The following is a 25,748-nucleotide window of genomic DNA, read 5'->3' on the forward strand; positions in this document are numbered from 1 at the left end:
CTATGCTCAACGATCTGTTAGTTGCCTTTCAGGCAGTTGCAACCATTGAGAACTTTCTGATTATGGCAGCCGGCATTTGGGGCGGCGTGATTATTGGCGCGATTCCAGGCATGACAGGCACCATGGCAGTAACGCTGGCACTGCCTTTCACGTTTTATATGCAGCCGATCCCCAGTATTTTATTACTCGTTGCCTTATATAAGGGCTCTACCTATGGCGGCTCGGTGTCCGCGATATTGATCAAAACACCGGGGACTGCCTCAGCCGCGTGTACCACGCTCGATGGCTACCCACTAGCGCAGCAGGGGAAGGCGGGCAAAGCGCTCAACATGGCGCTTTATTCATCGTGTACCGGTGATTTAATTTCCAATCTCTCACTGATTTTCATTGCCGCACCGTTGGCTCTACTCGCTCTGCGTATTGGGCCGCCCGAATATTTCATGCTGATGATATTTGCATTGACCACGGTTGCTGGCGTGTCAGGCCGTTCGTTAGTGCTTGGGCTTGTTTCAGCGTGTTTAGGGCTGCTGTTAGCGACCGTCGGTGAAGACATGTACGGCTCGTTTCGGTTTGATCTGACGGTTGATATGCAGAGTGGCCTGGCGGTTGCGCCGGTATTGATCGGCCTCTTTGCGATCCCGGAACTACTCAAAATTATTGTCTTTCGTAACACCACTATCCATAAGCCCATGCAGCTGGGCGATAACCAGGTGACACGAGTCGAGCTACGGCGGTGTTTAAAAGCCATGCTCAAAGGCAGCATGATAGGCGTGGTTATGGGCGCTATTCCTGGTATCGGGCCTTCCGCTGCGGCGTTCTCTTCCTACGGTGAAGCACAGCGTAGCTCAAAAAATCGTGACAATTTTGGCAAAGGTGAGCTAGAAGGGGTTGCCGCGTCAGAGTCAGCGAATAATGGCTGCTGCGGTTCCACCATGATTCCCCTGCTAGCGTTGGGGGTTCCAGGTGACGTGATTACGGGCGTTATGCTAGGCGCCTTTATGATTCATGGCATGACACCAGGCCCTATGTTATTCGAGAACAATCTTCATGAAGTGTACATGCTGTTTATTGGCATGCTGTTCTCTTCTGTTTTGCTATTCGGTGCTGGTAAAGCGACGATGCGCTTTTTCTCTCACATCTCACGTATTCCGCCCAGTTTGATGGCGCCCATTGTTCTCGCCCTATGCGTGTTCGGCATTTTTTCGATCTCGAATAACATGTACGACGTGATCGTACTACTGGCGATGGGCGTATTTGGCTTCTTTATGTTTCTGTTCGCCATTCCCGCAGCGCCCTTCTTAATCGCCTTCATTCTAGGCCCCATGCTCGAAGAAAATCTGCGTCGTGCCCTGGCCCTTTCACGCGGGGATCCAAGCATTTTGGTGTCGTCACCTATCACTTGGCTATTCGCGTCGCTAGCGGTCTTTGTGATCGTCGTAACGATTCGCCAGCAGCTTAAAAAAGCCAGCGCCTGAGCCAATGACTCTCTTTTTGCCAAGGATTTAACACTATGCAAACCAGTGCCACGCCCCATGCTCAGTTAGACGCCGCTATTGCGCATCTGGCCGACCTGATTGCTTATGACACCACCAGCGCCTATTCCAATCTCAAGCTGATTGATCACCTACACAGTTTCTTCACTGCGCTAGGCGCAGACGTCACTGTGCTGCCTGATGAAAGTGGCGAAAAGGCTAACTTAGTTGCGCGCCTGGGGCCTGCCGATATTCCTGGCATCGTTCTTTCGGGCCATACAGACGTGGTGCCTGCAAATCCAAAGAGCTGGCAGAGCGACCCATTTCAAGTGGAACAACGCGGCAGCAAGCTATTCGGGCGTGGCACTTGTGATATGAAAGGCTTCGCAGCATGCGTGATGGCCGCAGCGCCCGCCTTCGCTCACACCGAGCTGAACCGTCCCTTTTACTTCTGCTTCTCTCACGATGAAGAAGTAGGCTGTCTGGGAGCCCCCGCTATTGCGCGCTACCTTGCACAACTAAGCGTACCGCCGGCGCTGGCGATTATTGGCGAGCCTAGTGAAATGAAGCTGATTAACGGGCAAAAAGGCAAGATTGCTATGCGGGTTACGGTGCGCGGCGAAGGAGGCCACTCATCGTTTTCGCCGCAGCATGTTAACGCCGTGGAATACGCCTCACGTGTTATCACTATGATCGCCGAGCGATCACGACGATATGAGCGAAATGGCCCCTTCGATCACGACTTCACCGTGCCTCACGCCACAACGCTTACCACCATAATAGAAGGTGGCGTGGCGACCAACGTGACGCCTGATACCTGCAGTTTTATCTTTGAATTACGTAGCATTGATCAGGATTCGGCGTCCCATGACATCCAAATGCTCATCAGCGATATAGAAGCTGTGCTACTACCCGAAATGCAGCGTCAATCAGCAGAGGCAGCCATTGAATGGCAAGAGCTATTCGCGTATCCCGCGATGGGCGATGCCACCGCTACTGACATGTTCACAAAGCTTGAATCCATTCTTCCCGAGCGTGGCGGCAAAGTGTCGTATGGATCAGAAGGAGGCGTATTCGAAATTGAAGGCGGCATACCCTCGGTGATTTTAGGGCCTGGCTCTATTCGCCAAGCCCATAAGCCCAATGAATTTATTGAAATTGATCAGTTGAACCAGTGCCTTACATTTTTCGATACGTTAAGTGCTTGGATGAGACGATAGCCACTCTACTGAGTAGTGCGCTCCAGCAATGGATTATTTGGTTAAAGCAGACACAAAAAAGAAAGCCACTCCAAAGGAGTGGCAAAAGACCGTGACTAGCAATGAGAGGGAGAAACCATGACAGCTAACTCACGCTGATCTTTGCGCAGTATCTGTCTTGGTCGTGACGTCTCATCAAACGCCACAAGCACACTATAATCATTCTCATTTAAGCCGTCAATACAAATACGAATATTTTTTATTTAGTTTCTTAATTAGCTTACCAGCTTTAGCCATAGCGGCAGTGTGAGCATTGCTAATAAGGTTTGCCCCGTGATAATGGCTGCCATCAGTTCGGCATCTCCCCCCATTTGACGCGCTAGAATATACGCGGACGTGGCGGTCGGCAGTGCAGCAAACAGTAGCGCCACGTCTCGGCTGACAGGGTCTAGCTGTAATATCCAGGTTAATATCAGCACGAATGCCGGCATTAATAACAGCTTAACGCTGTTAGTGGCCAGCACGCCGCGGTCGATACGTAGCAGCGCCGCTGGGCGTAGTGCAACGCCTACGGCTACCAGTCCAAGCGGCAAAGCCGCGCGGCCTAGCAAGCCAACTGTCGCCTCACTCCAGCCGGGTAAACCGATGCCCGAGACATTCAGGCCAATACCCACGAGACAAGCCAAAATCAACGGGTTTTTAACCAACGCCATAACGCTTTTACCAAGGCTTGCGCTGCCCAAGGTTCCTGCGCCGACAAAGCTTGCGACACACATGACGTTGACCACCGGTACCATAAGGGCAACAGCGACCGCAGCGGTGGTCGCTCCTAAGCTGCCGTGCAGCGCAGCGGCACCGGCAACGCCCACATAGGTATTAAAACGTACGGCGCCTTGGAATACAGAGGTAAACGCAGCAGGTGCGAGCCGTAACCAACCACGCAAGCGCCATAGCAGCAGCCCAAAAAAAGCCATCGCGCCTAGCAACACTAACGCTAAACGGCCGACCGGCACCTGGGTCACATCGGCGGTGGCCAAGGTGCCCACCAGCATCGCAGGGAACAGTACAAAGTAGATCAGCCGCTCCATCTGCGGCCAAAAAGTATCGCTTGGCCATCGCCAGTTACCTAGTACTGCTCCCAGCAAAATCAATAAAAACAATGGGCCTAATGCGCCGGTGATGCTCTCCATTTTTGTTCCTTATGCCTGCGACTTTCAAGCACATCGATATCGACTTGATTACTGTTACCATGACAATCATTCCCGCCTGATGCCTTGCGTAGCGATTATTCTGCCATGAAGGTGATGTCCAAAACTGCATCCTCGACAGCCTTTCCCATATTAAGGGTGCTGATACTGATCACCGGCTTAGCGCTGGTCGTCTGCACGTGGTATGCCTTTGCGCATTGATGCATTAGCGATATTACCACTGGAAGTGGCAGTAGAGGGTGTGGAAGCCACGTAGGTGGACGTTGATTTTATTGGCCGAGACATGGATGTGGGCTTACATCGTTTAGGCATCTGCACTCAGGCGGTTATGCCTTGGCGAGCGCGTGTCATACTAAAAATGGCCGACGACAACGTCGGCAGCTGGTGTGATTTTGATGTCATTCGGAGTTAACGAAAATGGCCAGTAAACCGCTCTGGCTTGAAGCAGGTGTTGCCGCATTAGAAGCTTGTCTTAGACGACTAATCGGTTAGCTCTGGCGCTGTCTGAAGGCGATCGAGCATCGTCATCAATGCGCTAATTTGAACCCCTTCACGGGTATCGTATTGAGGGCTTACCTGCCAGGTGCTTTCAGCAAACCCCCACCAGTCCCAGCAGCCCTGGGGATTGGTCATGCTGCTTTCTGCCTGAGGATAAAGCACGATTTGTTGATGCGCTGCAGCCCAGTCATTTAACCCAGAATAGCGGATGAACGTATCCCCAATCGCCGCTTCATTCATTTGGCAGCCGTGAATTGCCAGCGTTACCGGGCAGCCGCCCGCCTCGCAGGCTTGCGGTATAAACACGTAGCCCGTGTCAGCCAACCCTTTTGCCGCAAATTCCGCTTGATCAAAAGCGATTAGCGCCCCGCTCTCTTCTCCACGGCGGCTAACATCAGCTGAGACGTCGCGCTCGGGATAGAGCCAATCCAGCATTTCGCCAGCAATGTCTTCATCGCAGGATAGTACGTAGCTACCGCCGCCTTGATGGCAGTCGCCCCACTCATGCGGATCAGAAGTGGCATTACTGGGCAAACGCACCGGCCAACCATGCCCAATATTTTCGCTACGCACAACGCGCAGTTGGTCGGGTGAAGCAAGCCAGCCCTGCCATTGCTCGGCTAATAAATCACCGAGTTCAGGCTCAACCACTTCATCATCTTCACCGTGCCACAGATAAGCCCGGAGCTGACTAAGGGCGTCTGTTTTACCCACAAGATCACGCGCAAGGTAGCGCTGATGGCGGGTTTGCAAGTCCTCCAATGACGGCGCGCCGTTGCGAGTCGTCAGGCACTGATTCAACGCCAGTCTGAGCGAGCCTTGGGCACAGCTCCAAGGGCCTGCCGCCAGTACACCTACGCCGCTAAAGCGCTCGGGCCATGCCACTGTCAACTGGGTAGCCATGTAGCCGCCCGACGATAGGCCCACTACGCTTGCGTCATCAGAAGCCGCGCCCAACGCAGGCAACACATTGTGCCGGCTGGCCGCCTCAGCTTGAGCCATCAGCGGCACACACATGCTTACGCAAAGCAGCGTGAAAGCAAGAGGATGCACCGCTAAAGCCGAGGCTGGCTGCATCGCTTATTCGACGCCTAACAGTTCAACGCGGAAAGTCAGCATCTCATTGGGTCCAATCGGGCCCTGGCCGTTTTCGCCGTAGGCAAGCTCAGCCGGGATATACAGCATCCAGCTGTCGCCCACGCTCATCAGTTGAAGCGCTTCCTGCCAACCTTCAATAACTTGATTGGTCTGAAAGATCACCGCCTCACCACGTTCAAATGAGCTATCAAAGACCGTGCCATCCAGCAGCATACCTTCGTAGTTCACTTCAACAGTGTCTTCAGCACTTGGAGTCGCGCCGTCACCAGATTCAAGCACTTCATACTGAAGGCCAGAGTCTGTCACCGTGACTTCTTCACGCTCAGCGTTCTCGGCTAGAAAGGCTTCGCCTTCATCGAGATTCATCTGCGCCATTTCTTCGGCTTCAGCTTCACGTGCCTGCATCGACTGCTCTTGGAAAGCCATTAACGCTTCGGTCATCTCTTCTTCCGTCAGCGCGAACTCGGCATCTTCAAAAACATCGCGCATGCCGTCGTTAAAGGCATCCAAATCAAGGTCTTCAATATCCGCCTGCATGCTTTCACCCAGGGTAACACCCAGGCTATAAGCCAAGCGTTGTTCGTCGGTTTCTGGCGCAGCTGCTGCAAAAGGGGCGACCAAAAGCAGCCCCGTAAGAGCCGTTGTAGAAAGCAGTAGTTTCATGAAAGATCCTTTTAAAGCGGCGCCGAACGCCTATCAGTGTCACCCAAAGACTAACATCCACTGCTCGTCAAATGCATCTGCCGAGCGTCGGGTGTTTCATAAGACCACAAAATACTAAAGAGGTTTAGCGATTAAACCACCAGCGTTGGACAGTCCGCCGAGCCCGCTACGCGCTGAGAGACGCTGCCAAGTAGCGGATTTTTTTCGCCATTGGTGCCCTGCGCACCAATCACAATAAGGTCACATTCACGCTTATGGGCAAAACGCACGATAATCCGCGAAGGGCGGCCGCCCTTTACAAAAGCCCGCACGCGGGAAACATCAGCGCCAAGCTCCACAGCATGGGATTTGGCATGGACGGCAATTTCCGTGGCGTACTCTTTTAACGCATCGTCGGGAAGATCCAGCTGGCTGGGCCGCACCATAGAAAGAGAGGCTTCCAACAGACTGTGGTGCTTAAAAACACACAGTAAATAAAGCTCGGCACCGGTCAGCAAATGCAGCCCCACCGCTTTTTCCAACGCTTTTATAGCGCCTTTTGAGCCATCCACCGGGACTAAAATGCGATTAAACATTCGTGTACTCCTCGTGGCCGCTCACCGAAAGGCAACATCACGCAGAAACAGCGCAATCTGCGGGAACATGATTAGCAGCGCGGCGGCCAAGATTAGCATAAAGATAAACGGCGGCGTGCCTTTAATGACATCCCAATAAGGGCGTTTAAAAATCGCAATGGCGGTAAATATATCGCACCCGAAGGGCGGTGTTGCTGACCCTATCGCCACCTGCAGGGTAATCAATATACCCACCAGCACCGGGTCTAAGCCCGTTGCAGCAATGGCCGGCGCAAAAATCGGCGTTAACACCAAAATAACCACAATGGGGTCGACAAACATACATGCCACAAAGAACGAGACACAAATGGCAATCAAAACGCCCGTTGGTCCAGCGTCATTGACACCCACCGATTCCAAGATCATCTGCGGAATTTGCGCGAAAGAGATAATCCACGAGAAGCCATTACCGACAGCGACCAAGATAAACACCACGGCGGTAATCAAGCCCGTCGATTTAGCGATAGCATAAATGTCGTGCATCTTAAGCGAACGAAACACCGCAAACTCTAGCAGGATCGCATACAGCACACAGGCAGCAGCGGCTTCAGTTGGACTAAAAACACCACCGTAAATACCGCCTACGATAATGACCGGAAAGCCTAGCGGCCAAAGCGCCTGTTTTACCGCCACTGCACGCTCTTTCCAGCTCGCCTTTGGTTCGGTAGGCACATCTTTAACGATGGCATACACAATGCTATAGGCGGAAAACATCACCAGAATCAACAGTCCTGGCCCAATCCCTGCAATGAACAGCTCACCAATTGACGTACCTGAGATTACTCCATAGATGATCATGCCAATGCTGGGGGGAATCAAAAAGGCGATGTCGCTGGCGTTAATGATCAGCGCTAACGTGAATGAGTCGGAATAGCCCGCCTTAAGCATCTTGGGCCGCAGCGGTGAGCCCACGGCCACCACCGTTGCTTGAGTTGAGCCTGAAACAGCGCCAAACAGCGTGCACGAGGCGGCGGTACTGACGGCTAGACCACCTTTGATATGGCCGATAAACGACATAACCATTTCGATCAAACGGTTAGCCGACTGCCCGCGGGTCATAATGTCCGCGGCTAGGATAAACATCGGCACGGCAATTAATGAGGCGGGGCGTATGCCTGCCATCATCTGCTGGATCAGCGTATCCATCTGCCCAAAACCGTTAAACATCATATAAAAACCAATTACCGCGGCGGTAATTAGCGGAATCATCATAGGAAAGCCCAGCAGCAGCAGGGCAATCATAGCGGTGATCATTATCGTCGTCATATCTGTTCCCCTAGAGTGCAATGCCCTGCATCAGACTTCAGTTTCGGTATCTTTGTAACCATCCACGACGCCCGTCGAGAGATACACATCGTCAGAGGTTAAGTTTTTAATCGCCGTCAGCAGATACTGAATACCGGTAATCAAAAACCCCATCGGCACCCACAGGTAAATAATCCATACAGGCAAACCCATAGAAGGCAAGACGCGTCCTTTACCGTAGAGATCAAGAATATAAACGATTGAATAATAAAGTAAAAAAAACATCACTAAGGATGTAAACAGGGAGATTAAGATCATCAACACTTTACGCCCGCCGACCGGCAGCGCATCGTAGATTGCCGACATGCGAATATGGCGGCCATGGCGGGCGGCATAGCCGACGCCTGCAAAGGTAATCATGATGATCAAAATCCGGTTTAGCTCACCGGAGAACATAATGCTGTTACTAAAGACAAAACGCGCAATGACGTTGGCAACCGTATTCAGTGCCATTAGCAAAACGCCTACCGCAAGAATAACGGCTTCAATTTTGCTAATTGCAGTGTCGATCACTCCTAATATCCCCGGCAAACCGGAGTGGTAGCTATTTTCCATCTCTTCATCGGTCATGGCCTGACTCCTCTCTAATGGCTCTAACGGCAGCTCGGTGCCATCAGCACAATTAATACAGCATTTTCCAGACCCGTCACGCGCTATTTATCAAGAGATTATCGCTAGCGTAACGGCATGCTGACGCAGGTGTTTCAACGCTAGATGTACGTAACCCACCTGTAGCGCTGATAAGCCCTAAAGTGAATATTCAACTCCACGCCGGCGCAACAAAAAAGGGGCAGCCTTTGCTGCCCCCTTGAGTACATCACCCATTTTTCCCGTATGGCTTATAAGGGATTATTACTCGTTGGTAACGGTTTCAAGGTCTGCTTTAAACTGCTCAAGCAGCGCTTGGCCACCTTCACCGGTCATTTCAAGGAAGGCTTCTTCAACCTGCGGAGCACGCTCGCGGAAGGCCTGAATCTGCTCTTCATTCAGTCGCGTCACTGTTACTTCATCAGACGCTGCCTGAATTTTTTCTAGCGCTTCATTCGCTAAGCCTTTGATGTGCTCAATAGTCTGATCATAAGCGGCTTGTGAGGCTTCTTGCACTAGCGCTTGATCTTCTTCAGACAGGCCTGCATAGAAATCCTGGTTGGCCATCATTGCGGTGGTGAACCACCCGTGACCAGTGAACGTCAGATGCGGCGATACTTCATACAAACCGCCTGATTCGATCCAAAAAATCGGGTTTTCCTGACCATCAAGAATACCGGTCTGCAGACCACCGTACACTTCACCCCACGGCAACGGCGTAGGCGTTGCGCCGAAGGCATCGTAAGTTTCCGACAGCAGCGGATTGGTCATGGTACGGATTTTCTTATTATTCATATCATCCGGTGAGCTGATCGGCTCATCGGTAGTAATGACCATTTCACCTTCTGGATACATTTTCAGCAGCTCTAGGCCTTGCTCGGCATAAAGCTCCGGAAACATCTCGTTGATGGCTTTACTTTCGTCAAAGAACGTCAGCACGGTTTCTTCGTCGGTCGGCAGCAGGTAAGGAATAAAGAAAATTTGCGCTTCAGGAATCAGCGCGCCCGTGAAGCCAGGCGACTGGTTCACAAACTGCAGGATGCCGTTCTGCGTCTGCTCCATAATGTCGTCAGACTCGCCCAGCTCACCAAAACGATACACCTGCACCGTGTTGTCAGAATTTTCTTCAATATATTCTTTAAAGGCATAGGCAAAAACATCCTGAACGTCGCCTTCGTACTCTTCGTGAGCGTAACGCCAGTTATCTGCTTGTGCCACAGACGCCATGCCTAACAGCAGTGCGCCAACGCTAGCCGTCGTGATTAGTTTCGTGGTGACAGAACGAGTAGAAACGGTTTTGCTTGCCTTCATGCGATGTTCCCCTTGCAGTGGTAAGCGCGCGATACAAATGCGCCACATTATTTTTTAAAGCGTACTGCTTAGCATCTAACGTTTAAAACCAACCCATCGTCGCGTTTCTCAACACGGCATTATTGTTCGCTAATAGGCAAAAAATGCGTCGTGAACTGCATGCTAGCGGGCAAATAACGCTAGGTGATTCAAAACTAGCCTAAATTCAGGCTAGCGCGCTCCTTGATGAGGGTCAAGTTGGCTAACGAGCGTTTGCAGCGCCTGAAGCGACGCCGAATAGGTGTTAAAAGGATCAGTAAACTGGAGGACTTTTTCATCATGATTCAGCTTTTTTTCAAGCCATTCAGCCATATTCGGGGGCTTTTCCACGATGTTAGTGATGCATTTTTCATCGCTTGTCACTTCCAAAGCCCATATTTGCCAACGTTGAAGGTTCTCACGCTCAGCCATCAGTTCCGCCTGCTTAATAGTCTTGCGTAGCGCTGCCACAGCTTCGTTCGATGCAGCCGGCGACGTTAAGTCGCGCCGCAGTGCGCGCAAAACGCCCGTTACGCGACCCTGCCAGTGAAGACGCTCTTTGCGCACGGCAGACACGGCTGTCGACACGCTTTCTAAGCCGCATGAATACAGCCAGCAATGAAACAACACTTCGCAAACATCTAACCCCGCCTCGTCCTGTAACGTTAAGCACGCCGCCTCAACGCCTGGTTTGGCGTAAAACGCTAGCGCAAAATCCCATAACGGTATCTGCTGCAAGCGCTGCAATCGGGTAGAATCAAGCGCAATAGAATCTGGCATCGTATGACCCACATTTTTTCGGGAGAAGGCATGATCGCACTGCGCCAAGTCGCCCTGCAACGCGGCACGCAAACGCTACTCGACAACGCGGACGTTACTCTTAATAACGGGGTAAAGGCCGGCATTATCGGGGCAAACGGCGCCGGTAAATCGAGCCTGTTCAAACTCTTGCTGGGCGAGCTTGCGCCCGACCAGGGTGATGTCGAGATGAGCGGAGGCCAGCGCATTGCGCATATGGCCCAGGAAGTTGACGCGCTTGACCGGCCTATCATCGAATACGTGCTTGATGGCGACCTGGCATTACGACAGGCCGAGGCCGACTTACTTGCCGCCCGTGAAGCCGACGACGCCCATCGCGAAGCCGAACTGCATGGCTTAATTGAAACGCTGGACGGCTACCGTGCTGCATCCCGAGCGGCACAGCTGCTGGTCGGGCTGGGGTTCTTACAGGCTGACCTGACCCGCCCACTATCAGCCTTTTCCGGCGGGTGGCGAATGCGCGTCAACCTCGCTCGCACCCTATTTATGCCCTCTGATCTACTGCTGCTGGATGAGCCCACCAACCACTTGGACCTGGATGCCTTGCTGTGGCTGGAGCAATGGCTGACCCGCTACCCCGGCACGCTGCTGCTGATTTCTCACGACCGCGACTTTTTGGACGCTGTGTGCGATCACATCGTGCATATGCACCACCAAACGCTGGAGCTTTACCGCGGCAACTACTCACAGTTTGAGCGCACCCGCGCCGAAAAGCTCGCCCTTCAACAAGCCGAAGCCGCCAAACAGCAGGCGCGTCGAGAAGAAATCGAACGTTTTATCGCCCGTTTTAAAGCACAGGCAACCAAAGCAAAGCAGGCGCAAAGCCGGGTCAAAATGCTCGAGCGCATGGAAGATATCGCCGTTGCCCACGTGGACTCCCCGTTTCACTTCACGCTGCCCGCTGCCGATAAAACGTCTCGCCCGCTGCTAGTACTGGATCAAGCACAGCTAGGCTATAGTAGCGAAGGAAACGTCGAAAGTGATAACAACGTCCAGCTGGATAAGGTCAATATCACCCTGCTACCCGGCAGCCGCATTGGGCTGCTAGGCCCTAACGGCGCGGGTAAGTCGACGCTGATTAAATCACTGACTGGCGAACTTGAACTGCTGAATGGCAAGCGCGTGCCGGGTGAGCATTTAGCCATTGGCTATTTCGCTCAACACCAGCTTGAGGGGTTGGATATTGCATCGACGCCCTTTGTACATGTACAGCGGCTGTCACCTACGGCCAGTGATCAGGATATTCGCAATTTCCTGGGCGGCTTTGGCTTTAAGGGCGACGATGCGTTTGGCGTCGTTGGTAACTTTTCCGGCGGCGAGAAGGCACGCCTTGCGCTTTCTTTAGTCGCCTGGCAGAAGCCTAATCTTCTCTTGCTTGATGAGCCGACCAACCACCTGGATTTGGAGATGCGCGAAGCATTAACCCAGGCGCTAGCAAGCTTTGAAGGCACGGTGATTTTGGTGTCTCACGACCGTCATCTGCTGCGGGCGACCGTGGATGAGTTCTGGCGAGTAGCCGATAATCGCGTCGAATCGTTTGACGGCGACCTAGAGGATTATCGGGTTTGGCTTAAAGCGCGCCTGGAAGAGAGCCGCCGCGACTCACGCGGTGAAAAGGCCGAACGTCAAAGTCAGCAGCCTAGCGGCGACAGCCGTGAAGCGCGCAAAGCATCCCGTAAAGCGGCCGCCGAACTGCGCGAAAAATTACGCCCGTTGAAAAAGCAGCGCGACCAAGCCGAAAAGACCATGGAAAAGGCCCAGCAGGAACTGGAAGAGGTAGAACACGTGCTGGCTGACCCTAAACTCTACACAGACAGCGCACGTAAAGCGGAGTTGACCAAGACGCTTAGCCAACAGGCTGAGATTAAAGCACGGCTGGATGAGTCAGAGCGGCAGTGGCTCAGCGCCGAAGAAGCGCTAGAGACAATGGAAGCCGAGCTGCTGGCCAGCGAAGAAGCGGTTAGCTAGGCCTCGTCAGATCTCACTAGCTTTCCAGTAAAAACGTGACCGGGCCATCGTTGACCAGCGCTACCTGCATATCGGCACCAAACTCACCGGTGGCCACGTTGGGCCAAGCAGCGCTGGCCCGGGCGACAAGGAAATCAAATAGCCGTTCACCTTCGTCCGGCGGCGCGGCGCTGGAAAAGCTGGGGCGCAGTCCCTTACGAGTATCCGCTGCTAAGGTGAACTGAGAAACAAGCAGCAGCCCACCGTTCACCTGCTGAAGGTTTTGATTCATTTTACCGTCAGCATCGCTGAACACACGGTAATGCAGCAGCTTATGCAACAGCTTGCTAGCGGCCGCCTGGTCGTCGCCCTTTTCTACGCCCACTAGCGCTAGCAACCCATGCTCGATTGTCCCCACGGTTTGACCCTTCACCTCTACGCTGGCGCGCGTCACCCGCTGAATCAGCGCTTTCATCATGCTTCTCCTTGGCTGCTAACGACAGCGACTGCCGCCACTGCGCGTTAGCCTATTCCTAACAGCGCATCGCGAAAAACGCCGCTGCCAATCAGCGTATAGCGCTGCCCGTTCTCGTCAACAACGCGTTCAAAACGCTCACCCCGCTCAGAAACGCTGCTGGCAAAGACACCAGACGTTACCACCACGCATGAAAGTGATGCACCGGGCCACGCCCTTTACCCACGTTTAGGCGGGCACTTGCTTCTAGCGCGGCATGCAGCCACTGCTTGGCCTCGCTAATCGCCACCACGGCTGCATTAGCGGATGCTGAAGCCGGCTGTTTGGCTAAACAAGCGGCGATCGCCGAAGAAAGCGCGCAGCCAGTACCGTGTAAGTTATCAGTATCAATACGCGACGCGGGCAGCCACTCATGGCCGCTAGGTGTTGCCAGCAAGTCAGGGCACGTCGCCTCGCTCAGATGGCCGCCTTTGAGCACCACATACGGCGCGCCTAGCTGCATCAACCCTGGCAACATTGCCTCCATTGCCTCTAAATTAGTCGGTGAGGGTGAATCGAGCAGCACGGCTGCTTCTGGAAGGTTGGGAGTGATGACGTCGGCTAACGGCACCAAAATATCTCGCACGGCGCGAATACCGGCGTCATCCACCAAGATATCACCACTTTTGGCCACCATGACGGGGTCCAACACGATCCAGCGCGGACGTTTTTGGCGCAGTACGTCAGCGATCACTTCGGCGACTTCGCGGCTAGCCACCATGCCAATTTTGACCGCGTCTAGCGTGACGTCTTTGAGCAAATGCTCTAGCTGCTCACGAATCGCCTGGGGCGACACCGGATAAACTGACGCCACGCCGCAGGTATTCTGGGCAATCACCGCCGTGATCACGTTGGTGCCATAGACCCCTAATGCTGAAAAGGTTTTCAGGTCTCCCTGCAGGCCTGCGCCCCCGGAAGGGTCAGAGCCTGCAATCGTCAGTACATTGGCAATAGGATGCATGCTTTCCCCTTACATCAACGAAGGCAGCCATGTGGCTAGTCCAGGGAAGAGCGCCAGCGCTAACAGTATGCCGAGCTGCATGATAATAAACGGCACGACGCCGCGATAAATCGCCGATGTCGGCACACTTTGCGGCGTCACACCACGTAAATAGAACAGCGCGAATCCAAAGGGTGGCGTCAAAAAAGAGGTCTGGAGGTTGACCGCAATCATGATGCCCAGCCAGATGGGGTCAACCCCCATCGCTAATAGCACCGGACCAACAATGGGCACCACCACAAAGGTGATCTCGATAAAGTCGAGTATGAATCCGAGCAGGAAGATGACCAGCATGACCACAATGGTAGCGCCCACCACCCCACCAGGCAACGAATCAAACATATGGTTGACCAGCTCTTCGCCACCAAGTGCTCGGAATACCAGCGAAAACAGTGTCGCGCCAATCAGGATCAAAAACACCATGCTGGTTACCTGAGCGGTGGAGCGCACCACCTCACCCAGCATCGAAAAGCTTAACCGCCGATTGATCGCGGCCAGCAGCAGCGCACCAAAGGCGCCCACCGCCGAGGCTTCCGTGGGCGTGGCAAAGCCGCCCAAGATCGAGCCTAGCACGGCCACGATTAGCAGCACGGGCGGTAAAAGTCCTTTCAGTAGCAACGGCCAGATACTGCCGGTGTGCCCCAATTCCTGCATCAACCCCTCACGATCCGCAGCTGGGGCCGTACCGGGCTTTAGCCATGCCACTGTAAGCAGATAGATAATATAGGCCAGCACCAGCAGCAGGCCCGGTACCAACGCGCCGACAAACAGATCGCCCACCGAAAGCGTCTTGGGGCTCCAAGAGCCCATAGATAGCTGTGCCTGCTGATAGGCATTGTTGAGAACATCGCCTAGCAGCACCAAGGCGATGGAAGGCGGAATGATTTGACCCAAAGTGCCCGTGGCACAAATGGTACCGGTCGCCAGTGCCGGTGAGTAGCCGCGTTTGAGCATGGTGGGTAGTGAGAGCAGACCCATGGTAACCACCGTTGCTCCTACAATACCGGTAGACGCGGCCAGCAGCATACCCACCAACACCACCGCAATGCCCAACCCGCCGCGCAGGGCGCCAAATGCCATGGTCATCGCATCCAGGAGCGTTTCCGCCACCCGTGACTTCTCAAGCAAGACACCCATCAGCACGAATAAAGGCACCGCCAGCAGGGTATTGTTCGTCATGATGCCGTAGATCCGGCTAGGCATTGAGCCCATCCAGCGTGCCTCGAAATGCACCGGAACGCCCAGCGCTTGCAGCAACCAGCCTAATCCGGCAAAGGCCAGCGCCGTACCCGCAAGCGACAGAGCCACTGGATAACCCAGCATCAAGACAACGCATACCGCGGCAAACAGTAACAGCGGCATGCCTTCCAATAGAGTCGCCAGCACTAGATCATCTCCTCATGCACAGGGGCAGAACTGGATAGCTTGCCGCGGATAATCAGCACCTGACGTATCAGTTGCGCTACCGCCTGCAAAAGTAGCAGTGCCACCATTCCCAGAATCAGCGTTTTAAGCAGGAACACGGCCGGAATGCCGCCGTCCCCCGACCGCTCCATAATGGCCCAGCTGGTAATCACATAGTGGAAGCTTGAAATGGCGATAAATGACATGACGGGAATCAGCAGAAATAGCGTGCCAAGCAGGTTAACCCACGCGCGGCCACGCTCAGACATCTTGCGGTAAAAGATATCGACCCGCACATGGCCATCGTGACGTAGCGTCCACCCGGCGCCGAGCATGAACACGGCGGCGTGCATGTACATCACCGACTCTTGCATCACGATGCTATTGATACCGAAAATATAGCGCAGCACGACGATGGCGAACTGCACCAGCATCATTATCACCACCAGCCAGGCAATGGCCCGGCCCACTCCCTCAGTCACGCAGTCAAGCCAGCGTAGCAAGCGCGGCTCATGGGCATTGGCGAGCATGTTAAATGTCCTGGAAAAGAAACGGGCCAGAATCATCGCTGATTCTGGCCCGAACGTCATCCCTAAAAAGGTCTGGGTGGGCCTTAAAGCGGCCTAAATTGCTCTTAGCAGCTTATTAAATTGCGTTGGATGCGGGTGTCGCCTTTTTAATAGCCGATAGGCAGGCGGCCGGTAAGGGTAAATCAACCGCAATCGGCAAGTGATCCGAAAACAGGTGATCCATTACCCGTACTTCAGCGGCCTCCAGGGTTTGCGATAGCAAAATGTGATCCAATGCTTGCCTGGGCTGCCACGATGGGTAGCTCAATAAAGGTGCAACGGGATGCAGCGGCAGCGAGGTGCTGAATCGCTCATGGGCGTGCAGCTGAGCCGGGGTGCAATTCAGATCGCCCATCACCACCACATGCCGAAGTGGCTGGATGATCTCGCTTAAGTAGTTAAGCTGGCGCACCCGGCCACGATGGCTAAGCGCCAAATGTGCGATAAAAATATGTAGCGCATCCGGCCCGTTACCAAAACGCACGTGAATGGCACCACGCCCAGGCAAAGTGCCGGGCAGGCGGTGCTCTTCGATTTTGGTGGGCACGAGACGCGAAAGCAGACCGTTGCTGTGCTGGGCAAGGTGTCCAAGATTTCGGTTCAACTGCTTGAAGTGATGAGGAAATCCGGCCCTCGCCGCCAGGTACTCCACCTGGTTGATGCGGCTGGAGCGAAAGCTGCCACCGTCGGCTTCCTGCAGGCCGACGACATCAAACTGGCCCAACACGTCGCTCATGATATCCAGGCGCTTGACCCGCTGCGGATTAGGCAGAAAGTGCTGCCAGCTACGGGTCACGTAGTGATGATAAGCAGACGTCTGAATGCCCACCTGCAGATTGAACGTCAGCAGGCGCAAATGGCCATCGTCTAACAGCGGCTTATGGGTGCTCGTGGCGCTCGCTGTCTTATCAGCCTTCACTTCATGTGACACCGTTATTCTGCGCGCTCAGCACGCACTTGCTTAATCAGCTCATCCGCCACCTGCGGCATGTTTTCAAGGCTGCCAGCAGAACTAGGCGTCACGACATAGCGACCGTCAACGACCAGGGCCGGCACGCCCATTAAGCGCATTTCGCGCATACGGCTGTTGGCCTTGTTCACTTCACTACGCACGCTAAACGCAGTTAGCGCTTGTTTCGCTTCTTCTTCGCTCACGCCATAGTTGGCAAAGAACTCAGCAATATCGTCAGGGTCGGTTAGTGACTGTTTTTCCTGATGAATGGCATTAAAGAAATCTGCGTGCAGCTCATCTTCGATACCCAGCGATTCAGCCGCATAGAAAGCGGTCGCGTGGGTATTCCAATCGCCGCCCATGGTGGCAGGCATATGCACTACGCTGACGTCATCGTCGAGTGTTTCGTACCACTCATTAACCGGCGTTTGCAGGCGGTAGCAGTGTGGGCAACCAAACCAGAACACTTCGGTCACTTCGATTTGGCCGTCTTCAACGTGCGTTTCTACCGGCGTCTCAAGAAGCTCATACTGCTGGCCTGCTACTAGTTCCTGGGCACTCACCGCCGCAGAAAGTCCGAGGCCGGCCATTGCGACCATTAGCGTTTTAAACATTGCGTGTATTCTCCATGGGTAAGCGAAGGCTGTGACAGTCACTATAGTAGCGAGTTCCCTCCTCTACGACACATTACTAGCGCCAGACAAGGTTTCGCAATCTTGACAAAAAATCGTTTAGGCTCCAAACGCTAGTTCAGGCCTAACAAATAGTTAGCGACGGCTTGCATATCGTTATCGCTCATCTTGGCCGCGATATCTTGCATCATATTATTAGGATCATTGTCACGCTCACCCGCAGCGAACGCCTGCAGCGTCGCGATTGTGTACTGCGCATACTGGCCAGAAAGCCCAGGGTAAACGGCACTGCCGACACCAACGCCCGTGGGCGAATGGCAGGCTGAACAGGCGGGTATCCCCCTAGACATATCGCCCGCGCGGTAAAGCTCTTCGCCACGTGCCAGCAAGTCTTCGTCCACATCGCTCGTTTGCCCCAGGTGGGCATCTAATCCGGCGAGAAACGCCGCGACATCCCATGCATCCTGGTCTGAATAGCTGTCCACTTGACCGGCCATTTGTGGCACTAAGCGATCGCCATCACGAATATCGATGATCTGCTTGGCCAGATAAGACATTTGTTGACCTGCCAAGTGAGGGAAAGCGCTCGCCGGGCTAATACCGGTTTGACCATGGCAAGCAGCGCACGTCTGCGCCCGCTCGCGACCCGCGGAGGCATCCGCATCGGCCTGGAAATCCGCTTGAGCGTGCGCGACGCCAACGGCCATAGCAATGGCCAAACTTGCCAGTAACTGTCCCATTACCCTTCCACATAGCGGTTTATATTTGACGAACGCTCGCGCTGCCAAAACGGACAACGTGCCATGCTGGTCGCTGCCGACTAGAGCGCGATGGTACACTAACGCCTCAGCTCGCAGAGATAAGCCGCTGGCATTATAACGAATCACCCCAGGCGGCGGGAATCAAAACCCCAGGCTGCTTTAGGGGTCACTCGTCGTGGCACTGCTCTATGCTCTGTTTTTAGTATCATGCGCCCAAAGGCGTATGGTGGTGCGCCGAGCAGGCCGCTTTTATGTTCGTTTTCCAGGATCACATCCATGTCTACCCCTCATGATAGCCTTGTCGCTCGGCTGAACTACCCCACGGCAAGTTTTGTTATCAGCGCGCCTACCCTAGCGCTATGCCCTGACGATACCGGTGCAGAAGTCGCTTTTGCTGGGCGTTCAAATGCCGGCAAATCAAGTGCCATCAACGCATTAACGCAACAGAGTGCCCTGGCGAGAACCTCTCGCACGCCGGGCCGTACCCAGTTAATCAACTTTTTCCGCGTCATGAACGACGACGCTAGAAGGCTGGTCGATCTACCGGGCTACGGCTACGCCAAGGTACCTGAGTCGGTCAAACTGGAGTGGCAAAAGCACCTAGCAGAGTATCTACGTAACCGCTTTAGCCTGCGTGGCCTAGTGCTGTTGATGGATGTGCGTCATCCCCTGACAGAGTTCGATCAAATGATGCTCAGCTATGCTGACCAGCGAGAAATGCCGGTGCATATTCTGCTGACCAAATCGGACAAGCTAAAGAAAGGCCCTGCCAACGCGGCATTGCAAAAAGTACGCTCGAGCCTCAAAGAGTGGGAAGACCTGGTGTCGGTACAGCTATTCTCATCGCTCAAACGCGACGGCGTGGACACGCTTGCAAAGAAGTTGGACCAGTGGCTGCATACGCCGCCTGAATAGTTCGGCGCTTACACGTCGTTTTCTAGCAGCTTAAGCACGCTGGGCAGATCTTTAATATGGGCGATGCGATGCACTCGCGGCGGCAGCACCTCGTCACCCGCTGCGGCAATCCATACGGCGTGCATCCCCAGCTGCTGAGCAGGCAGAATGTCTTCCTCCCACGAGTCACCTACGTGCATCGCGCATTCCGGCACGACGTTGAGGCGTGCAAGCGCGGTAAGAAACGGCGTGGGGTCAGGCTTGGGCGCCAGCAACTCGCCCGCGGCAATGGCCACGGGAAAGTGAGCGGCCAGCGGCTGGCGCGCCAAATGGATATTGCCATTGGTAATGGCGGCTAGCTGATAGCGCTCCGCCAATGCGGTCAATAGCCCCGTCGCTTCAGGATGAGGCGTTACCTGAATGCGCAGTCGATGAAACTCGTTCATTGCCGCTGCTGCCCACAGCAATGCACCACTGCGCGTCAAACCCTGAGCTTCTAACTGAGCTTCCAGGGCGCGTAAGCGCAGCCATGTGAAGTCGCCACGCCGGTCGGGCACGTCTTTGGCCAGCTGTAAGCGACGCTGCAGATAATCTTGTCCGCCGTTGACCGGTTCGAGTGCAAGGGCTGGCTCTTGACGCGCAGCACGCCATGCGCTGAGCGCGTCCAGCAGCCAGCGGTAATGCCCCTCCTCAGTGCGTAACATCACGCCATGGTTGTCCCACAACGTATCATCTAGATCGAAGGTAATGGCCTTCAGCACCGTCATGGCTTACTCCCTGGGCTGCGTTTGGCGCGCGGATGAGCGGCATCGTAGCTCGTTGCCAGGTGCTGCCAGTCGAGTCGCGTATAGACTTGGGTCGTCGAAAGGTTAGCGTGACCTAATAATTCTTGTACCGCGCGCAGGTCTTGGCTTGATTCCAGCAGATGGCTGGCAAAAGAGTGTCGCAGCCGATGAGGATGCAAATGCTCGGGTAAGCCGCGAGCAAGTGACAGCTGCGCCAAGCGCTTTTGAATGGCGCGATGCCCTAGCCGCGCACCGCGCTGGCCAACAAATAAAGCCAGCTCTCCCGCAGGCGCCAGCACTGATCGACAGCCAAGCCAGTCGATCAACGCCTGCTGGGCTCGGCGCCCAACCGGTACTTGGCGCGGCTTGCCTCCTTTACCGATGACCCTCACTCGGCTGCTTTGCAAATCATCCAAGTCCAGCGCAGCAAGCTCGGCTAAACGCAGGCCACTGGAATAAAACAGCTCAAGAATGGCTTGGTCGCGGGTGCCCAACGGTGAGCCGTCGTGAGGGGTATCTAGAAAACGTGCCAACGCATCGACATCGACCGGGCGCGGCAGGTGGCTTGGCTGCTTCGGAGTGCGTAACAGCCCCACCGGGTTATCCACCAGCACGCCCTGCTTGACCAGATAATCTGCAAACCGCGCCAGCGCTGCCCGACGCCGCGCCAGGCTTCGGGGCGCCAAGCCCCGGCTACGTTCTGCGCCCAAAAAGGCGCGTAGCAGGGCGGTGTCTAGCGCAGCAGGGTCTGTGACATCACGGCGATTCGTGAAGGTACATAGCGCCGCTAGGTCATGCTGATAGGCCGCCACGGTCGCCGGGCTGGCATGGGCCGCCAGCGCCGCTAAAAATTTCTCAATGCGATCCGCAATAGATAATGGCTTAGCCATGATCGCCTAGACGTACCAGCAGGCGCGCGACGATATCGCCTAGATACTCGGTGAACAGCGTGTCCATGCTGGCTCGATAGGCATCGGGGCTGGGGCTTGCCAGCACCAGGTAGCCAAGCGGGTAGCCAGCAGAGAGGCGCGAGATAGCGCACGAGCCGGCTTTGCGCGGTGCTTTAACATGGGGCAGCAAACACTTCCAATCGCTAACGCTGAGCTTAACGCAGCGGCTAGTGCGGCCATCCAACATAGCGGCTAAGCGCGCGCTAGCATGCTGGTCTAACACGTGGCGCGGCGGCTGGGGCGGCTGCGGCTCGGCATCGCTTAACGTGGCCGGGCACCACAGCGCCATGGCCGGGGTTTCAAAGCGCTCACTCAGCTGAGTCGCCAGCGCCTGTGCCAATGCATCGCGGTCTTGAGCCTCAACCAATGCAATCAGCGTTTCGCGTAGCCGACGATACTGAGACTCGTTATGGCGAGCAGTTTCTAACAAGTGCTCTAAACGACCCTCTGCGGTTTCAGCACGCTTACGCAGATCAAACACCAGCCGCTCCAGCAGCGACACCGCTCCCTCAATATTGGGATGCGGCACTTGCAACTGCTGCAATAACCCTTCACGACCCACGAAAAAATCGGGATGCCGCGCCAGCCAGAACGCCACTTGATCAGGATCGAGCGTTTTGCGGGGTTCAGGGGCTTGTGACATCGCCGTTCTCCTCGAGTTAATTGAGTGCTACGCGGCCGTCAAAGACGCGCGTAGCCGGTCCCACCATTGTCAGCGACCTTTCAGGGTCGGGCCATTCAATGCCGAGTTCGCCACCGGGTAAATGCACTTTCACAGGGCTTTTCAGCAGCCCCTGACGAATGCCGCTGGCCACTGCCGCGCAGGCCCCCGTACCGCAAGCTAACGTTTCGCCGCTGCCGCGTTCATAGACGCGCAGGCGTATTTCGCTAGGTGAGAGTACCTGCATAAAGCCTACGTTAACACGCTTAGCAAAACGAGGGTGCGCCTCAATCAACGGCCCAAGCCGCTCGACCGGCGCGCTATCAACGCTGTCGACCTGCAGCACCGCATGGGGATTGCCCATTGAGACGACACCAATCTGCAGCGTGTCATCGCCCACATCTAGCCGGTGCAGCGGCTGGTCGCCTGGCGCATCAAAGGGCAAAGCCAGGGGGCTAAACCGCGGGCGCCCCATATCAACACGCACCATTCCATCAAGCTGCACGGTTAATACCAGCGGTCCGCCCGCGGTTTCCACATGAATTTCATGTTTATGCGTCAACCGCTGATCGCGTACAAAGCGAGCAAAGCAGCGCGCTCCATTGCCGCAGTTTTCCACTTCACTGCCATCTGCATTGTAAATACGGTAGCGAAAATCCATGTCCGGGTCGCGGGGCGGCTCGACCACTAACAGCTGGTCAAAACCAATACCGAAACGGCGGTCTGCCAGCGCGCGGATTTGCGCCTCATCCAGCCGGGCGCGCTGCGTCACGAGATCCACCATGACAAAGTCGTTACCCAAGCCATGCATTTTGGTGAAGTGCAGAAGCATCAGCGTTCCCCTTCGGGTAGCAACGCTTCGCCGGTCCACAGGCTCGCCACGGTTTCACGCACCCGGACGACATGGCAGCTGTCGCCATCGACCATAAGCTCCGCGGCGCGAGGACGGCTATTGTAGTTTGAAGCCATCACAAAGCCATAGGCGCCCGCCGAGCGCACCGCCAGCAGGTCGCCTTCCGCGATCGAAAGCTCGCGTTCTTTACCCAGGAAGTCGCCAGTCTCGCATACCGGGCCAACCACGTCGTAAAGCGCAGTCTCGCGAGCCTCGCGGGTGTCGACCGGCACAATTGCTTGCCATGCTTGATATAGCGCAGGGCGAATCAAATCGTTCATCGCCGCATCCACGATGGCGAAGTTTTTGGTCTCACCTGGCTTGAGAAACTCAACGCGCGTTAGCATTACGCCAGCATTGGCAGCAATCGAGCGCCCTGGCTCAAACAGTAGCATCAGTGCTTCACCACCTTCCCAGCGCGATAGCCGTGCCAGCAACTGGCTAGCGTAATCAAACGGCTGGGGTGGCTTTTCATCGCGATAGGTGACGCCCAAACCGCCGCCTAAGTCGAGGTGATCAATTTCGATGCCTCGCTCACGCAGGCGCTCCATCAGTACCAGCAGCCGCTCCAGTGCATCCAAGAACGGAGCCGTTTCGGTTAGCTGCGAACCGATATGACAGTCCAACCCTTTGACCTGAAGATTAGGCAAACTGGCGGCTAGCTCGTAGGCTGCCAATGCTTCGTCTATCGAGATGCCAAACTTATTGTCTTTCAAGCCCGTCGAGATATACGGATGCGTGCCCGCGTCAACGTCTGGATTGACCCGCAGCGACACCGGCGCCACCTTGCCCTGCTCGCCCGCAACGCGATTTAAACGCTCAAGCTCCGGGCGCGACTCAACGTTAAAGCACTTAATGCCCACGTCTAGCGCACGGACCATTTCGTGGGGCTGCTTGGCTACGCCGGAAAACACCACCTTAGCCGGATCACCACCGGCTTTAAGCACGCGCTCAAGCTCGCCGATCGAGACAATATCAAACCCTGCGCCAAGATTGGCGAGCAACCCCAGCACCGCCAGGTTAGAGTTGGCTTTTACTGCGTAACAAATCAGGTGCGGATGACCGCCCAGCGCTTCGGTATAGGCCCGAAAATGACGTTCAAAGGTCGCTTTTGAATAGACGTAGCAAGGCGTGCCGTGTTCGCTAGCAATCCGTGACAGCGGCACATCTTCGGCGTACAGCACGCCATCGCGGTAGTTAAAATAATCCATGTGGCTCTCCCCTTTTCCTAGGCCAGCAGCGCTCTATTCAGCCGCTCGGCTAGGCTGCTCGTCAGACTGTTCGATGGCGGGCGCATCGTCCGGTAAATAAAGCGGCCCTTTTTGCCCGCAGCCAGCTAAACCGGCTAGGCTTGCCATCAGCAGTACCATCAGTGCTAACGTTTTCATGCCGCACCCGCCTTGAGTGCGCTTAACGCATCGCGGGCGCGCTGGGCAGCAGCACGCACTTGATTCGGCGCGGTGCCGCCAATGTGATTACGCGCAGCCACCGAACCTTCAAGGGTCAACACCTCGAAAACATCCTGCTCAATGATGTCTGAGAACTGCTTGAGCTCATCAAGACTCATTTCAGAGAGGTCTTTTTCCGTTTTAAGACCGTAGGCCACCGAGTGGCCGACAATTTCATGGGCATCGCGGAAAGCGACACCTTTACGAACCAGATAATCGGCAAGATCCGTCGCGGTCGAAAAGCCGCGCCGCGCCGCTTCAACCATGCTGGCTTTTTTCGGTTCAATGGCGGGCACCATATCGGCGAAGGCTTTCAAGCAGTCGCGCACGGTATCTACGGCGTCAAACAGCGGCTCTTTATCTTCTTGGTTGTCTTTGTTGTAAGCCAACGGCTGAGATTTCATCAGCGTTAGCAGCGCCATTAGATGGCCATACACGCGACCGGTTTTGCCGCGCACCAGCTCGGGCACGTCCGGGTTTTTCTTCTGCGGCATAATGGATGAGCCGGTGCAGAAGCGGTCGGGCAGGTCGATAAAGTTGAACTGAGCACTGGTCCACAGCACCAGCTCTTCGCTCATGCGCGATAGATGCATCAACAAAATGCTGGCAAAGCTTGTGAATTCAATCGCGAAATCACGATCTGAAACGGCGTCTAGTGAGTTTTCCGCCGGGCGGTCAAAGCCTAGAAGCTCTGCGGTGACGTGGCGATCAATCGGATAGGTCGTTCCCGCTAGGGCAGCGGCGCCCAGCGGCATCACGTTGACGCGTTTGCGACAATCCAACAGACGCTCATGATCCCGCGACAGCATTTCTTGCCACGCTAAGATGTGGTGGCCGAACGTTACCGGCTGAGCCGTTTGCAGGTGGGTAAAGCCCGGCATGATGGTGTCGGCTTCACGGTCAGCCAGCTCAATCATGCCTTCGCGCAGGCGCTTAAGCTCTACTTCAATGACGTCGATTTCATCGCGCATGAACAGGCGGATATCGGTGGCAACCTGGTCGTTACGCGAACGTCCGGTATGCAGCTTCTTGCCGGTAATGCCAATTTTATCGGTCAGCCGCGCCTCGATGTTCATGTGCACGTCTTCAAGCGGCACCGACCAGTTGAATTCGCCACGCTCGATCTCGCCCTGAATCTCGTTCAGGCCGTTGATAATGGCGCCACGCTCGTCATCGGTCAGTACGCCTACGCGGGCCAGCATGGTGGCATGGGCGATGGAGCCCTGAATATCCTGGCGGGCTAGACGCTGATCAAAGATGACAGACGCGGTAAAACGGGCAACAAAGGCATCGGTGGGCTCGCTAAAGCGACCGCCCCAAGACTGATTAGTAGCTTGGCTCATCGGAGATATATCCTGCTGACAAAACAATGGAGTCGTTGACGGAAAGTGTACCAGAGTCGTCCCGCTCAGCGGCATGCCGTTTTTACTGTGGCGCCCGGTGCTTTATGATAGGGGTATCATAGTGTGAGTCGCCGTGTCTGCGGTATAGGGGAGAATAACGTGCTATCAATTACCAAACTGCGCATTGCCACGCGTAAAAGCCA

27 protein-coding genes are annotated in these 25,748 nt (G+C 55.0%); 4 read left to right on the plus strand and 23 right to left on the minus strand.

Annotated elements, in window-relative coordinates:
* Window positions 1-2 precede the first annotated feature (2 nt).
* Together ACTH5D_RS07905 and argE are read left to right on the plus strand one after the other, a co-directional pair.
* Entirely contained in the window at window positions 3-1,475 is a 1,473-nt protein-coding gene (locus ACTH5D_RS07905; RefSeq protein ID WP_441669955.1) for a tripartite tricarboxylate transporter permease, read from the plus strand.
* Window positions 1,476-1,510: 35 nt separating this feature from the next.
* Window positions 1,511-2,692: an acetylornithine deacetylase gene (gene argE / locus ACTH5D_RS07910; protein WP_441669957.1), complete on the plus strand. Its 1,182-nt coding sequence runs from the start codon at window positions 1,511-1,513 to the stop codon at window positions 2,690-2,692.
* Window positions 2,693-2,946: 254 nt separating this feature from the next.
* Here argE and ACTH5D_RS07915 read toward each other — a convergent pair whose 3' ends face one another.
* The 8 genes from ACTH5D_RS07915 to ACTH5D_RS07950 form a co-directional block, all read right to left on the minus strand.
* Entirely contained in the window at window positions 2,947-3,861 is a 915-nt protein-coding gene (locus ACTH5D_RS07915) for an AEC family transporter (protein WP_441669959.1), read from the minus strand.
* A gap of 498 nt (window positions 3,862-4,359) precedes the next feature.
* Complete coding sequence (locus ACTH5D_RS07920) at window positions 4,360-5,394, minus strand: poly(3-hydroxybutyrate) depolymerase (protein ID WP_441670008.1); 1,035 nt, start codon at window positions 5,392-5,394, stop codon at window positions 4,360-4,362.
* Window positions 5,395-5,457: 63 nt separating this feature from the next.
* A complete protein-coding gene (locus ACTH5D_RS07925) occupies window positions 5,458-6,138 on the minus strand; it encodes an FKBP-type peptidyl-prolyl cis-trans isomerase (RefSeq protein WP_441669961.1) in 681 nt (226 codons plus the stop codon).
* Window positions 6,139-6,269: 131 nt separating this feature from the next.
* A complete protein-coding gene (locus ACTH5D_RS07930; RefSeq protein WP_441669963.1) occupies window positions 6,270-6,713 on the minus strand; it encodes a universal stress protein in 444 nt (147 codons plus the stop codon).
* A 21-nt stretch (window positions 6,714-6,734) separates the two neighbouring features.
* The gene (locus ACTH5D_RS07935; protein ID WP_441669965.1) at window positions 6,735-8,018 is read right to left on the minus strand and encodes a TRAP transporter large permease; all 1,284 of its coding nucleotides are present in this window, start codon (window positions 8,016-8,018) and stop codon (window positions 6,735-6,737) included.
* 30 nt (window positions 8,019-8,048) lie between these two features.
* The gene (locus tag ACTH5D_RS07940; RefSeq protein WP_441669967.1) at window positions 8,049-8,627 is read right to left on the minus strand and encodes a TRAP transporter small permease; all 579 of its coding nucleotides are present in this window, start codon (window positions 8,625-8,627) and stop codon (window positions 8,049-8,051) included.
* 282 nt (window positions 8,628-8,909) lie between these two features.
* Entirely contained in the window at window positions 8,910-9,956 is a 1,047-nt protein-coding gene (locus tag ACTH5D_RS07945; protein ID WP_441669969.1) for a TRAP transporter substrate-binding protein, read from the minus strand.
* 210 nt (window positions 9,957-10,166) lie between these two features.
* Window positions 10,167-10,754, minus strand: coding sequence for a TIGR02444 family protein (locus ACTH5D_RS07950; RefSeq protein WP_441669971.1), 588 nt, complete (start codon window positions 10,752-10,754; stop codon window positions 10,167-10,169).
* Window positions 10,755-10,784: 30 nt separating this feature from the next.
* On the opposite strand from ACTH5D_RS07950, the gene ACTH5D_RS07955 reads away from it, so the two are divergent.
* On the plus strand, window positions 10,785-12,761 hold the full coding sequence (locus ACTH5D_RS07955; protein WP_441669973.1) for an ATP-binding cassette domain-containing protein: 1,977 nt from the start codon (window positions 10,785-10,787) through the stop codon (window positions 12,759-12,761).
* 16 nt (window positions 12,762-12,777) lie between these two features.
* Here the strand turns inward: ACTH5D_RS07955 and dtd are convergent, their stop codons facing one another.
* The 8 genes from dtd to ACTH5D_RS07995 all read right to left on the minus strand — a co-directional run bounded on the left by dtd (window position 12,778) and on the right by ACTH5D_RS07995 (window position 18,551).
* Window positions 12,778-13,215 carry a D-aminoacyl-tRNA deacylase gene (gene dtd / locus ACTH5D_RS07960; RefSeq protein WP_441669975.1) on the minus strand — a complete coding sequence of 146 codons (438 nt, stop codon included), beginning with the start codon at window positions 13,213-13,215 and terminating at the stop codon, window positions 12,778-12,780.
* 47 nt (window positions 13,216-13,262) lie between these two features.
* Window positions 13,263-13,403, minus strand: coding sequence for a hypothetical protein (locus ACTH5D_RS07965; RefSeq protein WP_441669977.1), 141 nt, complete (start codon window positions 13,401-13,403; stop codon window positions 13,263-13,265).
* On the minus strand, window positions 13,394-14,215 hold the full coding sequence (gene thiD / locus ACTH5D_RS07970; RefSeq protein ID WP_441669979.1) for a bifunctional hydroxymethylpyrimidine kinase/phosphomethylpyrimidine kinase: 822 nt from the start codon (window positions 14,213-14,215) through the stop codon (window positions 13,394-13,396). Before thiD ends, ACTH5D_RS07965 begins: the two co-directional genes overlap by 10 nt.
* Before the next feature lie 9 nt (window positions 14,216-14,224).
* The gene (locus ACTH5D_RS07975; RefSeq protein WP_441669981.1) at window positions 14,225-15,640 is read right to left on the minus strand and encodes a TRAP transporter large permease; all 1,416 of its coding nucleotides are present in this window, start codon (window positions 15,638-15,640) and stop codon (window positions 14,225-14,227) included.
* Entirely contained in the window at window positions 15,640-16,188 is a 549-nt protein-coding gene (locus ACTH5D_RS07980) for a TRAP transporter small permease subunit (RefSeq protein ID WP_441669983.1), read from the minus strand. Before ACTH5D_RS07980 ends, ACTH5D_RS07975 begins: the two co-directional genes overlap by 1 nt.
* A gap of 115 nt (window positions 16,189-16,303) precedes the next feature.
* The gene (locus ACTH5D_RS07985; protein WP_441669985.1) at window positions 16,304-17,146 is read right to left on the minus strand and encodes an endonuclease/exonuclease/phosphatase family protein; all 843 of its coding nucleotides are present in this window, start codon (window positions 17,144-17,146) and stop codon (window positions 16,304-16,306) included.
* Window positions 17,147-17,160: 14 nt separating this feature from the next.
* On the minus strand, window positions 17,161-17,793 hold the full coding sequence (locus ACTH5D_RS07990; protein WP_441669987.1) for a thiol:disulfide interchange protein DsbA/DsbL: 633 nt from the start codon (window positions 17,791-17,793) through the stop codon (window positions 17,161-17,163).
* A gap of 131 nt (window positions 17,794-17,924) precedes the next feature.
* Entirely contained in the window at window positions 17,925-18,551 is a 627-nt protein-coding gene (locus ACTH5D_RS07995) for a c-type cytochrome (RefSeq protein ID WP_441669989.1), read from the minus strand.
* Window positions 18,552-18,848: 297 nt separating this feature from the next.
* Between ACTH5D_RS07995 and yihA the strand changes: the two genes are divergently transcribed.
* Complete coding sequence (gene yihA / locus ACTH5D_RS08000) at window positions 18,849-19,487, plus strand: ribosome biogenesis GTP-binding protein YihA/YsxC (protein WP_441669991.1); 639 nt, start codon at window positions 18,849-18,851, stop codon at window positions 19,485-19,487.
* An 8-nt stretch (window positions 19,488-19,495) separates the two neighbouring features.
* Here the strand turns inward: yihA and ACTH5D_RS08005 are convergent, their stop codons facing one another.
* From ACTH5D_RS08005 to argH, 7 genes are read right to left on the minus strand one after another with little or no spacing between them, the layout of a single operon-like run.
* Window positions 19,496-20,233, minus strand: a complete 738-nt coding sequence (locus ACTH5D_RS08005) for an HAD family hydrolase (protein ID WP_441669993.1) — start codon at window positions 20,231-20,233, stop codon at window positions 19,496-19,498.
* Window positions 20,230-21,141 carry a tyrosine recombinase XerC gene (locus ACTH5D_RS08010; RefSeq protein ID WP_441669995.1) on the minus strand — a complete coding sequence of 304 codons (912 nt, stop codon included), beginning with the start codon at window positions 21,139-21,141 and terminating at the stop codon, window positions 20,230-20,232. The genes ACTH5D_RS08005 and ACTH5D_RS08010 overlap by 4 nt, the downstream gene beginning before the upstream one ends.
* The gene (locus ACTH5D_RS08015) at window positions 21,134-21,844 is read right to left on the minus strand and encodes a DUF484 family protein (protein ID WP_441669997.1); all 711 of its coding nucleotides are present in this window, start codon (window positions 21,842-21,844) and stop codon (window positions 21,134-21,136) included. The genes ACTH5D_RS08010 and ACTH5D_RS08015 overlap by 8 nt, the downstream gene beginning before the upstream one ends.
* A gap of 16 nt (window positions 21,845-21,860) precedes the next feature.
* The gene (dapF, locus tag ACTH5D_RS08020) at window positions 21,861-22,694 is read right to left on the minus strand and encodes a diaminopimelate epimerase (RefSeq protein ID WP_441669999.1); all 834 of its coding nucleotides are present in this window, start codon (window positions 22,692-22,694) and stop codon (window positions 21,861-21,863) included.
* Window positions 22,694-23,965, minus strand: a complete 1,272-nt coding sequence (gene lysA, locus ACTH5D_RS08025) for a diaminopimelate decarboxylase (RefSeq protein WP_441670001.1) — start codon at window positions 23,963-23,965, stop codon at window positions 22,694-22,696. Before lysA ends, dapF begins: the two co-directional genes overlap by 1 nt.
* A 33-nt stretch (window positions 23,966-23,998) precedes the next feature.
* Window positions 23,999-24,142, minus strand: a complete 144-nt coding sequence (gene lptM / locus ACTH5D_RS08030) for an LPS translocon maturation chaperone LptM (protein ID WP_441670002.1) — start codon at window positions 24,140-24,142, stop codon at window positions 23,999-24,001.
* Window positions 24,139-25,545, minus strand: a complete 1,407-nt coding sequence (gene argH / locus ACTH5D_RS08035) for an argininosuccinate lyase (protein ID WP_441670004.1) — start codon at window positions 25,543-25,545, stop codon at window positions 24,139-24,141. Before argH ends, lptM begins: the two co-directional genes overlap by 4 nt.
* Window positions 25,546-25,748 lie beyond the last annotated feature (203 nt).

Origin of the sequence: Halomonas sp. (genome assembly GCF_052095695.1) — a bacterium.
In the GTDB taxonomy this organism is placed as follows: domain Bacteria; phylum Pseudomonadota; class Gammaproteobacteria; order Pseudomonadales; family Halomonadaceae; genus Vreelandella.